The following is a 10,171-nucleotide window of genomic DNA, read 5'->3' as shown; positions in this document are numbered from 1 at the left end:
GTTCGATGTACTGCCGGATGATCGACAGCGGCGCGCCGCCGCAGGATGCCGCGAAGTACGACGGGGACCAGAAGTGCCCGTGCATGATCGCCCGGTTCGCGCGGCCGGTGAAGTCCCGGCGCAGGATGCGCGCGGACACGCCCTTGAGGCTGTTCACCAGCTTGGAGACGGCGACCTTGGGCGGGTAGTGCACGAGCAGGTGCACGTGGTCGTCCTCGCCGTTGAACTCCCTCAGCTCGGCCTCGAAGTCCTCGCACACCCTGCGCATGGTGTCCTCGCAGACCCTCAGCATCTCGTCGTCCAGGACGCCGCGCCGGTACTTCGTCACGAAGACCAAGTGCACGTGCATCGCAGAAACCACATGCCTGCCCCGCCGAAATTCTGCATCCGTACCCATAGACCAAATGGTACGGTCGTGGTTGTGCAGCTGAGGTACAACTTCCGCGTGTACCCCGAGCCCGGGCAGCGCGCCGCGCTGGCAAGGGCGTTCGGGTGCGCTCGCGTGGTCTTCAACGACGGGCTCCGCGCCCGGCAGGAAGCCCACGCGGCGGGGCTGCCGTACCTCAAGGACACCGACCTGCAAAAGCAGGTCGTCACCGCCGCCAAGCAGACCGAGGGGCGGGCCTGGCTCGGCGAGGTGTCCTCCGTGGTGCTGGTCCAGTCGCTGCGGGACCTGCACGCCGCGTACCGGAACTTCTTCGCCTCGCTCACCGGCAAACGCAAGGGCCCCAGGGTCGCCCCGCCCCGGTTCAAGTCCCGCAAGGACCGCAGACAGTCCATCCGGCTCACCGCGAACGGGTTCAGCATCCGGCCCAGCGGGCGCCTGTACGTGGCCAAGGTCGGCGACCTGCGGGTGAAGTGGTCCCGCACGCTGCCCTCGACTCCGACATCCGTCACCCTCACCATGGACGCGGCCGGCCGGTACTGGGCGTCGTTCGTCGTCGACACCACCCCGCAGATCCTTCCCGCGGCCGGGACGGACACAGGGATCGACCTCGGCCTGCACCACTTCGCGGTCCTCGCCGACGGCCGCAAGCTCGACTCCCCGAAGTTCCTGCGCCGGGCGGAGAAGAAGCTCAAGCGCATGCAGAAGGAGCTGAGCCGCAAGGCCAAGGGCAGCAACAACCGGGACAAGGCCCGAAGGAAGGTCGCACGCCAGCACGCCCGCGTGGCGGACCGGCGCCGGGACTGGCAGCACCAGCTCTCCACCCGCATCATCCGCGACAACCAAGCGGTGTACGTGGAGACGCTGTCCGCCAAGGGCCTGGGCCGCACCCGCCTCGCCAAGTCCGTCCACGACGCCGGATGGGCCCAGTTCGTCGGCATGCTGGAATACAAGGCCGTCAAGCACGGCCGGACCTTCGCCAGGGTCGACCGGTCGTTCCCGTCCTCCCAGACCTGTTCCGCCTGCGGATTCCGGGACGGGCCCAAGCCCCTCCACGTCCGCGCATGGACGTGCCGCAGCTGCGGCACCGCCCACGACCGGGACCACAACGCAGCGAAGAACGTCCTGTACGAAGGACGCCGGATCGTCGCCGCCGGACGGGCGGAGACGCCAAACGCCTCGCCGAGCGCAGGTAAGACCAGGACCTTGGTCCCGGCACAGCGCGTTGAAGCAGGAACCCACCCAGACGGTCAGCCGACCGTGGCAGGAATCCCCGTCCCTTAGGACGGGGAGGACGTCAACTTCCTCACCGCGGGCCCGGACAGCCAGACCCTGGTCGTGGCCCTCTACTACGCCGTGTTCTCGGTCGGCATCCGCACCCGGCAGTCCATCGACGCGATGGCCGTGATGTACACGCTGGTGCTGCTGGTGATCGCGCTGCGTTTCGTCAATCCGACCCAGTTGGTCACCCGCGTCAAGGAGGACCGGACCGCATAGGAAGCGCCGGCCCCACCGTGCCGCCCCCTGGGGGCGGCACGGCCCGGAAACGGCGGGTACAGTGCGGAGATCAGCGAAACCCACAGCCTGAGGCCCCGCACGTGTTGACCCAGACCACCTCACGGGTGCTCCAGCCGAGCGACCTGGACGCCGCGCTCGCGATCCTCGACCGCGAGCCGGTCGCGAACGCCTTCGTGACCTCCCGGGTCCGGATCGCCGGTCTGGACCCGTGGCGGCTGGGCGGCGAGATGTGGGGCTGGTACGAGGACGGCATGCTCACGTCCCTGTGCTACGCGGGCGCCAACCTCGTCCCGATCTGCGCCACCCCCAGGGCCGTACGCGCCTTCGCGGACCGCGCGCGCCGGGCCGGCCGCCGCTGCTCCTCCATCGTCGGACCGGCCGGGCCCACCGCCCAGCTGTGGCGGCTGCTGGAACCCGGCTGGGGCCCGGCCCGCGAGATCCGCACCCACCAGCCGCTCATGGTCACCGACCGCATGCCGGACGGCATACCCCCCGACCCCTACGTCCGCCGCATCCGCAAGGACGAGATGGAAACGATCATGCCGGCCTGTGTGGCGATGTTCACCGAGGAGGTCGGCGTCTCCCCGCTCGCCGGGGACGGCGGCCTGATCTACCAGGCCCGGGTCGCCGAACTCGTCGGCTCCGGCCGCTCCTTCGCCCGCCTCGACGAGCACGGCAAGGTGATGTTCAAGGCGGAGATCGGCGCCGCGACCGCCGAGGCCTGCCAGATCCAGGGGGTGTGGGTGGCCCCCGAGTACCGGGGGAGAGGCCTCGCGGCACCCGGCATGGCGGCGGTCCTGCGGTACGCGCTGGCCGACGTGGCCCCGGTGGTCAGCCTGTACGTCAACGACTTCAACACCCCGGCCCGCCGGACCTACCTGCGGGTGGGCTTCCGGGAGGTCGGCGCGTTCATGAGCGTGCTGTTCTGAGCGCACCCCGCGACGCTGTTCTGAGGCCGGTGCGAGCCCTGTAGTCTCCCCGGCATGGTCCACTTTCCCGGTCACGGACACCGCCGCTCCGAGGACGTCGTGATCGGCCCTCTCGACCTGGCGGCCCGTGTCGACGAGGCGCTCGCCGTGCAGGCCGTCGCCTTCGGGCTCGGCGCCGACGAGGTCGCCGTACGCCGGCAGATCGTGCTGCGGCACATGACGTGCCCCGGCGCCCGCGCGCTCGGCGCCACCACGCCCGACGGCCGGCTCGTCGGCTTCGTCTACGGCATGCCCAACGACCGCACCCACTGGTGGTCCACCGTCGTCGAGCCCTATCTGCGCGCCCGCGGCCACGACGACTGGCTCGACGACTCCTTCGTGATCACCGAGCTGCACGTCCACCCGCGCCACCAGAACCGCGGCATCGGCCGCGCCCTGATCACCGCCATCACCGACGACGCCGCCGAACCCCGCTCGATCCTCTCCGCGATCGACACCGACAGCCCGGCCCGCGGCCTCTACCACTCCCTGGGGTACGAGGACCTGGCCCGGCGGGTCCTCTTCCCCAGCGCGCCGATGCCCTACGCCGTGATGGGCGCCCCGCTGCCGCTGCGCCGCCGCGAGGGCGCGCGATAACCGATTTCCACCGGAACAGCCCGCCCGGCTAACCTCCTAGCCATCACCCTTCCCCGCTCCCGGCGTCGCCCGAGCGGGGGGACCTCATCGGCAGGAGTACGAGAACCATGGCGAACGCACCGGTCCAGCGCATGTCCCAGTTGTTGGCGAAGACGCTGCGCGACGACCCGGCCGACGCCGAGGTCCTCAGCCACAAGCTGCTGGTCCGCGCCGGATATGTCCGCCGCACCGCCGCGGGCGTCTGGAGCTGGCTGCCGCTGGGCATGAGGGTCCTCGCGAACGTCGAGCGGATCGTGCGCGAGGAGATGGACGCGATCGGCGCCCAGGAGGTGCTGCTGCCCGCGCTGCTGCCGCGCGAGCCCTACGAGGCGACCGGCCGCTGGGACGAGTACGGCGCCGAGCTGTTCCGCCTGCAGGACCGCAAGGGCGGCGACTACCTCCTCGGGCCGACCCACGAGGAGATCTTCACCCTGCTGGTGAAGGACCAGGCGTCCTCGTACAAGGACCTGCCGGTCATCCTCTACCAGATCCAGACCAAGTTCCGGGACGAGGCCCGGCCGCGTGCGGGCATCCTGCGCGGCCGTGAGTTCCTGATGAAGGACTCCTACTCCTTCGACCTCTCCGACGAGGGCCTCGCCGAGTCGTACGCCCTGCACCGCCAGGCCTACCAGCGCATCTTCGAGCGCCTCGGCCTGGACTACCGCATCTGCGCGGCGACCGCGGGCGCGATGGGCGGCTCCAAGTCCGAGGAGTTCCTCGCCCCGGCCGAGGCCGGCGAGGACACCTTCGCCGACTGCCCGAACTGCGACTTCGCCGCCAACACCGAGGCGATCACGTACGAACTGAAGCCGGTGGACGGCTCCGGCGTGCCCGCTGCCGAGGAGATCCCGACCCCGGACACCCCCACCATCGAGACCCTGGCCGCCTCCCTCGGCGTCCCGGCCTCCGCCACGCTGAAGAACCTCCTGGTCAAGGTGGACGGCGAGATCATCGCCGTCGGCGTGCCCGGCGACCGCGAGGTCGACCTGGGCAAGGTCGAGGCGCACTTCGCCCCGGCCGCCGTCGAGCTGGTCACCGCCGAGGACTTCGTGGGCCGCCCGGACCTGGTCCGCGGCTACGTCGGCCCGCAGGGCCTGGGGGAGAAGGTCACGTACATCGCCGACCCGCGCGTGGCCCCGGGCACGGCCTGGATCACCGGCGCCAACAAGGAGCACACGCACGCGAAGAACGTGGTCGCCGGCCGTGACTTCGAGGTCGACGCGTACGTGGACGTGGTCGTCGTGCAGGAGGGCGACCCCTGCCCGCAGTGCGGCACCGGCCTGAAGCTGGACCGCGCCATCGAGATCGGCCACATCTTCCAGCTCGGCCGCAAGTACACCGACGCCCTCAAGCTCGACGTCCTCGGCCAGAACGGCAAGCCGGTCCGCGTCACCATGGGCTCCTACGGCATCGGCGTCTCCCGCGCGGTCGCGGCGCTCGCCGAGCAGCACGCCGACGACAAGGGGCTGGTCTGGGCCAAGGAGGTCGCCCCGGCCGACGTCCACGTGGTCGCCGCCGGCAAGGCCCTGCAGACCGAGGTGGCCCTCGAGGTCTCCCAGAAGCTCGCCGCGGCCGGCGTCCGCGTCCTGGTCGACGACCGGACCGGCGTCTCCCCGGGCGTGAAGTTCACCGACGCCGAGCTCATCGGCATCCCCCAGATCCTGATCGCCGGCCGCCGCGCGGCCGAGGGGGTCGTCGAGCTGAAGGACCGCAAGACCGGCGAACGCGAGGAACTCCCCATCGAGGAGGCCCTCACCCGCCTCACGGCCTGACCCGCACGGCGGGGACCGCCACCCCGCCCATCAACGGGGCCGCCGCCCCACGCCCGACAGCACCACGGGCGGGCTCCGCCCGCCCGTGGCTGCGTGGGGGCGGAGCCCCGCTCGCCGTGGCTGCGCGGGACGTGTGCCGGGGTGCCGAGCCCGCTCGCCCGCATGACGGAAGGCACGGTCGGCGCGGCCGCGGCGGCACTGCCTCGCACGAGTCGCCGTGCGCCCCTCGGTGCCGTCCTCCGGCGGGTCGTCACGTGTCCGTGCCGCCCGGGCTCGCGTGGCCCGGGCGGAGACGGTGTCTCACCGAGGCCGGCGCGGCCCGCCCGTGTATCCGCGCGTCGTTCCCCGGAGGGCCCCGTGGGTCAGAGCCACGTGGCGAACTCCAGCAGCAGTTCCGCGTCCTTCGGGCGGCCCACCCGGCGGGCGCGTACGCCGGATTCGACGGCGCGGAAGAGGGTCCAGCCGCGGAGGCGTTCCTGGTCGACCTCCAGGGACTCCGCCAGACGCTTGACGCGGCGGCGGGTGACGGCGGCTCCGGACGGAGAGGCGATCAGGTCCTCGACCCGGTCGCGGACCAGCCGGGCCAGGTCGAAGGCGGCCTCGCCGACGACCGGGTCGGGGCCCACGGCCAGCCACGGCATCCGGTCGCCGGCGAGCACCTTGCTCTGCCGGAACGTGCCGTGCAGCAGCCGCTCCTCGGGCGGCGCCGCCAGCAGGTCCTCGCGAGCCCCGAGCGCCGCCGCGACCAGCGGCGCCACCTCCGGGTCGCCGGCCGCGCCCGCCCGCATCGCCTCGGCCTGCCGGCCGGTCCGCCCGGCCACCGTCTCGAAGGAATGCCCCGCGGGCGGCTCCACCCACAGCCGCCGCAGCGTGCCCGCCGCCTCCAGCAGGGCCCGCGCCTCCGGCAGCGACCGCACCGACACGTCCGGGTGCAGCCGCTCCAGCAGCAGGACGCCCTCGCCCGGACCGCTGTCCAGGAGCTGTACGGCGCCCCGGCCGCCCCAGTGCGCGAGCGCGGCCCGTTCGCTCTCCGGGCGGGCCCGCGGTGGGGCCAGCTTGAGCACGGCCGGAGTCCCGTCCGCCGTCCGTACCAGCACGACCAGGCTGCTGCGCCCGCCGGGCACCTGCACCCGCTCGACGGTCAGCTCGCGCACCGCCACGGCCTGCCGCGCCAGCTCGGGCAGATCGGCCAGCCAGGTGTCACCGTCCGGTGCCGTCTCACCGAGTGCCCGCACCAGACGCTGCGGCGGTTCGAAAACCATGCGCGAGCCGTTCCTTCCTGTGTCGTGTGTCGTGCGGTGCCTCCGCTCGTGCGCGTCACGCCGTGGGGGTCGACGTGCCCGCCGCACCCACCGCACTCTCCGTATCCGTGGCGGTCCGTTCGGCGAGACCAGGGAAGGCTACGCTCTCCCCGCGCCAGCGCACCGCCCGGACCGCCGCCTCGCGCAGCGCCCCCGCGGCCTCCCGCCGCCGCTCGCCCGTGCTCGCCCGGACCAGGTCGGAGTACACCCCGGCCACGCGCTCCTCCAGCTCGGCGGCGAACCGCACCGCCGCCGTGGAGTCCGGCACCGGGAACGGCAGCGCGTAGGCCGCCGCCGCGGCCACCGGCCGCCCGCCCAGATCCCGTACCACGCGCACCAGCGCGTCCCGCCGAGCCCGGTGCGCGTCGTACGCCGCCCGCGCCTCCGTCCGGCGGCTCTCCTGGACCCGTCCTCCGACGACGCCGTACCCGTACACGGCCGCGTGCTCCGCGGCGAGCGCCGCCTGCAGGGCCTCGAGCCGCCGCTTGTCCGCCTGGCTCACTTGTCACCCTCCGTCAGCAGATACGCGTGCGCGGCCCCGGCCGCCGCCACCGAGGCCAGCAGACGCGCCAGTTCGCCGGGGGCCCGGAGCAGGGCCGCCGTGCGCCGGTCGGAAAGCGACCGTTCCGCGGCGGCCAGCGAGGCCAGGGCGTCCTTCTGGTCCGCCGGGGCGGCGGGGGAGCGCGAGGCCTCGGCTCCCGCCGGCGCCCCCGATCCCTCGGGCGCCGTGGTCGCCGCCGAAGCACCGGGCGAGGGCTTCGCCGTGCCGCCGAAGGCCTCCGCATGGGCCGCGACCTGCGCACGCAGCGGCCGCAGCCGCTCCGCCAGCGCCGGATGCGCGGCGAGCACGGCGTCGTACCGCCGCGCCAGCTCCTGGCTGTCCTGTGCCGCACGCGCGCGTGCCCGCTCGGCGGCCGACGGGCCGTCGCCCGGGTTGCCGGAGTCGGAGGAACCGGTGGAGCAGCCCATGAGCAGGGCGGCCCCCGCGGCCGAGGCGAGCAGGCTCCTTCTGCGCGGGGAACTCCGGACAGGCCCTGGGGCGCGCGGGGGCGGGGGGAACGGCACGGCAGACGTCCTCGGGTGCGTACGGAACGAACGATGGTGGCGGGGCGACTCGCCCGTGATCACGGTACCCGCGCCCCCCACGGGCACCACTCGGCGGCACCGCACCTGCCCAGGTGGACGGCAACACCCCCCGGGACCCGATACGCTTTGACCAGACACGCGACCATCCCACAACAGCACACGCGGCCGAGGAGTCACCCGGATGAGCACCACCCAGAGCGAGAGGCTGCGAGAACTGCTGGAGCCGCTCGTCATCTCCCAGGGCCTGGACCTCGAGGAGATCGCCGTGCACTCCGTCGGACGCAAGCGTGTGCTGCGCGTCGTCGTCGATTCCGACACAGGGGCCGACCTGGACAGGATCGCCGATGTGAGCCGTGTGCTCTCGGCGAGGCTCGACGAGAGCGACGCGATGGGCGAGGGCGAGTACACCCTCGAGGTCGGCACCCCGGGCGCGGAGCGCCTCCTCAGGGAACACCGGCACTACGTGCGCGCCACGGGCCGGCTGGTGAAGTTCCAGCTGGCCGAGGGCGACGAGCTGGTGGCCAGGATCCTCGGGGTCGACGACGAAGGCCTCGACCTCGAAGTGCCCGGAGTGAAGGGCCGCAAGGCCACGACCCGCAGGCTCGGCTTCCAGGACGTGGTCAGGGCGCGCGTGCAGGTCGAGTTCAACCGCAAGGACCAGAAGGAAGAGGGGGCGTAGCCGTGGACATCGACATGAGTGCCCTGCGGAACTTGGTACGGGAGAAGGAGATCTCCTTCGACGTGCTGGTCGAGGCGATCGAGTCGGCCCTCCTCATCGCCTACCACCGTACCGAGGGAAGCCGCCGCCACGCGCGCGTGAAGCTCGACCGGGAGACCGGACACGTGACCGTGTGGGCGAAGGAGGACCCCGAGGACCTCGAGGAGGGCCAGGAGCCCCGAGAGTTCGACGACACCCCGTCCGGCTTCGGCCGTATCGCCGCCACCACCGCCAAACAGGTCATCCTGCAGCGGCTGCGCGACGCCGAGGACGACGCGACGCTCGGCGAGTACGCCGGCCGCGAGGGCGACATCGTCACCGGCGTGGTCCAGCAGGGCCGCGACCCGAAGAACGTGCTCGTGGACATCGGCAAACTGGAGGCCATCCTGCCGGCGCAGGAGCAGGTCCCGGGCGAGAGCTACCCGCACGGCATGCGGCTGCGGTCGTACGTCGTCCGGGTCGCCAAGGGCGTCCGCGGCCCCTCGGTGACGCTCTCCCGTACGCACCCGAACCTGGTGAAGAAGCTCTTCGCCCTGGAGGTCCCGGAGATCGCCGACGGCTCGGTCGAGATCGCGGCGATCGCCCGTGAGGCCGGTCACCGCACGAAGATCGCCGTACGGTCCAACCGTTCGGGCCTGAACGCCAAGGGGGCCTGCATCGGCCCCATGGGCGGCCGGGTGCGCAACGTCATGGGGGAGCTGAACGGCGAGAAGATCGACATCGTCGACTGGTCGGACGACCCGGCCGAGATGGTGGCCAACGCCCTGTCACCGGCCCGCGTCTCCAAGGTGGAGGTCGTGGACATGGCGGCCCGGTCGGCCCGGGTGACCGTGCCCGACTACCAGCTGTCGCTGGCGATCGGCAAGGAGGGCCAGAACGCCCGGCTGGCGGCCCGGCTCACCGGCTGGCGGATCGACATCCGTCCGGACACCGAGCAGGTGTCGGAGTAAGCACGCCCGGTACTCCCGGGAAGTTCACCCGGGAGTGGGGAATGGAACCAAGCCGTAGGCCGCTTGTAACACGACAACAGCCGTTCGATCTTTGCCCCGAAGGGGTGAGGTCGGTGCGGGGAGGTACACTGAGCAGTGTCTGGCCGGACGCGAGCCCGCGTATGCCCCGAGCGCACCTGTGTGGGGTGCCGGGAGCGAGCGGCCAAGATCGAACTGTTGCGGACCGTGGCGGTCGAGGGCGAGTGCGTCCCCGATCCTCGCGGTACGCTGCCCGGCCGGGGTGCCTATGTACACCCCGCCCCGGTCTGTCTCGACCAGGCGGTGCGCCGCCGGGTGTTCCCGCGGGCGCTCCGCGTCCCGGGACCGCTCGACGTAACGGCGTTGCGCCGGTACGTCGAGCAGGCACAAGGTTGCTGAGGCAACACGGCAAGGAAAGACGTGCCGTACGGAACCCCGTGCGGCCTGGTACCTCGCGAGTCGAAAGCAGGTCGAGATTGCGATGAGCACTCGATGAGTACGCGATGAGTACGCCCATGAACTAGCGACGGTCCGGCCGCAACCCGGACCTAAAAGGAGCGAAGTGGCTAAGGTCCGGGTCTACGAACTCGCCAAGGAGTTCGGTGTGGAGAGCAAGGTCGTCATGGCCAAGCTCCAGGAACTCGGTGAATTCGTCCGATCGGCGTCCTCGACGATCGAGGCGCCCGTAGTACGCAAACTGACTGACGCCTTCCAGCAGGGCAACGGCAGCGGCAAGTCCGCCGCGAAGCCGGGTGCCCCGAGGAAGGCCGCCCCCAGGCCCGCCGCGCCTTCCCCGGCGCAGGCCGGGGGTGCCCCCCG

At 72.2% G+C, this 10,171-nt stretch carries 13 protein-coding genes; 9 read left to right on the top strand and 4 right to left on the bottom strand.

The window, feature by feature from the left end; translation table 11 throughout:
• Nucleotides 1-397 (bottom strand): IS200/IS605 family transposase (tnpA, locus tag RH94_RS12510; protein ID WP_079189005.1); only part of this gene is annotated, 397 nt, incomplete at its 3' end.
• A gap of 24 nt (nt 398-421) precedes the next feature.
• Here tnpA and RH94_RS12505 point away from each other — a divergent pair.
• From RH94_RS12505 to RH94_RS12485, 5 genes are all read left to right on the top strand, one after another.
• The gene (locus RH94_RS12505; RefSeq protein WP_073947683.1) at nt 422-1,669 is read left to right on the top strand and encodes an RNA-guided endonuclease InsQ/TnpB family protein; all 1,248 of its coding nucleotides are present in this window, start codon (nt 422-424) and stop codon (nt 1,667-1,669) included.
• 54 nt (nt 1,670-1,723) lie between these two features.
• Complete coding sequence (locus tag RH94_RS12500; protein WP_199880935.1) at nt 1,724-1,882, top strand: hypothetical protein; 159 nt, start codon at nt 1,724-1,726, stop codon at nt 1,880-1,882.
• A 101-nt stretch (nt 1,883-1,983) separates the two neighbouring features.
• Complete coding sequence (locus RH94_RS12495; RefSeq protein WP_073947682.1) at nt 1,984-2,832, top strand: GNAT family N-acetyltransferase; 849 nt, start codon at nt 1,984-1,986, stop codon at nt 2,830-2,832.
• Between the two features lie 54 nt (nt 2,833-2,886).
• A complete protein-coding gene (locus tag RH94_RS12490) occupies nt 2,887-3,468 on the top strand; it encodes a GNAT family N-acetyltransferase (RefSeq protein ID WP_073947681.1) in 582 nt (193 codons plus the stop codon).
• 107 nt (nt 3,469-3,575) lie between these two features.
• On the top strand, nt 3,576-5,279 hold the full coding sequence (locus RH94_RS12485) for a proline--tRNA ligase (RefSeq protein ID WP_073947680.1): 1,704 nt from the start codon (nt 3,576-3,578) through the stop codon (nt 5,277-5,279).
• A 362-nt stretch (nt 5,280-5,641) separates the two neighbouring features.
• On the opposite strand, the gene RH94_RS12480 is transcribed toward RH94_RS12485, so the two are convergent.
• From RH94_RS12480 to RH94_RS12470, 3 genes are read right to left on the bottom strand one after another with little or no spacing between them, the layout of a single operon-like run.
• Nucleotides 5,642-6,541, bottom strand: coding sequence for an aminoglycoside phosphotransferase family protein (locus RH94_RS12480; RefSeq protein ID WP_073947679.1), 900 nt, complete (start codon nt 6,539-6,541; stop codon nt 5,642-5,644).
• 55 nt (nt 6,542-6,596) lie between these two features.
• Nucleotides 6,597-7,082: a ferritin-like domain-containing protein gene (locus tag RH94_RS12475; RefSeq protein ID WP_073947678.1), complete on the bottom strand. Its 486-nt coding sequence runs from the start codon at nt 7,080-7,082 to the stop codon at nt 6,597-6,599.
• Nucleotides 7,079-7,645, bottom strand: a complete 567-nt coding sequence (locus tag RH94_RS12470; RefSeq protein WP_073947677.1) for a hypothetical protein — start codon at nt 7,643-7,645, stop codon at nt 7,079-7,081. The genes RH94_RS12475 and RH94_RS12470 overlap by 4 nt, the downstream gene beginning before the upstream one ends.
• 202 nt (nt 7,646-7,847) lie before the next feature.
• On the opposite strand from RH94_RS12470, the gene rimP reads away from it, so the two are divergent.
• The 4 genes from rimP to RH94_RS12450 form a co-directional block, all read left to right on the top strand.
• Complete coding sequence (rimP, locus tag RH94_RS12465) at nt 7,848-8,345, top strand: ribosome maturation factor RimP (protein WP_073947676.1); 498 nt, start codon at nt 7,848-7,850, stop codon at nt 8,343-8,345.
• A 2-nt stretch (nt 8,346-8,347) separates the two neighbouring features.
• A complete protein-coding gene (gene nusA, locus RH94_RS12460; protein WP_073947675.1) occupies nt 8,348-9,334 on the top strand; it encodes a transcription termination factor NusA in 987 nt (328 codons plus the stop codon).
• Nucleotides 9,335-9,469: 135 nt separating this feature from the next.
• On the top strand, nt 9,470-9,751 hold the full coding sequence (locus RH94_RS12455) for a YlxR family protein (RefSeq protein WP_073947674.1): 282 nt from the start codon (nt 9,470-9,472) through the stop codon (nt 9,749-9,751).
• Nucleotides 9,752-9,914: 163 nt separating this feature from the next.
• On the top strand, nt 9,915-10,171 hold a 257-nt coding region (locus tag RH94_RS12450), incomplete at its 3' end, for a translation initiation factor IF-2 N-terminal domain-containing protein (protein WP_143204011.1).

The organism is Streptomyces kebangsaanensis (genome assembly GCF_001906585.1).
Taxonomy (GTDB): domain Bacteria; phylum Actinomycetota; class Actinomycetes; order Streptomycetales; family Streptomycetaceae; genus Streptomyces; species Streptomyces kebangsaanensis.
This window is presented reverse-complemented; position numbering and strand designations above follow the sequence as displayed.

Bases quoted from the DNA above. Each gene is read 5' to 3' on its own strand.
- RH94_RS12485 (WP_073947680.1), top strand. From the start codon at position 3,576: ATGGCGAACGCACCGGTCCAGCGCATGTCCCAGTTGTTGGCGAAGACG.
- RH94_RS12490 (WP_073947681.1), top strand. From the start codon at position 2,887: ATGGTCCACTTTCCCGGTCACGGACACCGCCGCTCCGAGGACGTCGTG.
- RH94_RS12480 (WP_073947679.1), bottom strand. From the start codon at position 6,541: ATGGTTTTCGAACCGCCGCAGCGTCTGGTGCGGGCACTCGGTGAGACG.
- rimP (WP_073947676.1), top strand. From the start codon at position 7,848: ATGAGCACCACCCAGAGCGAGAGGCTGCGAGAACTGCTGGAGCCGCTC.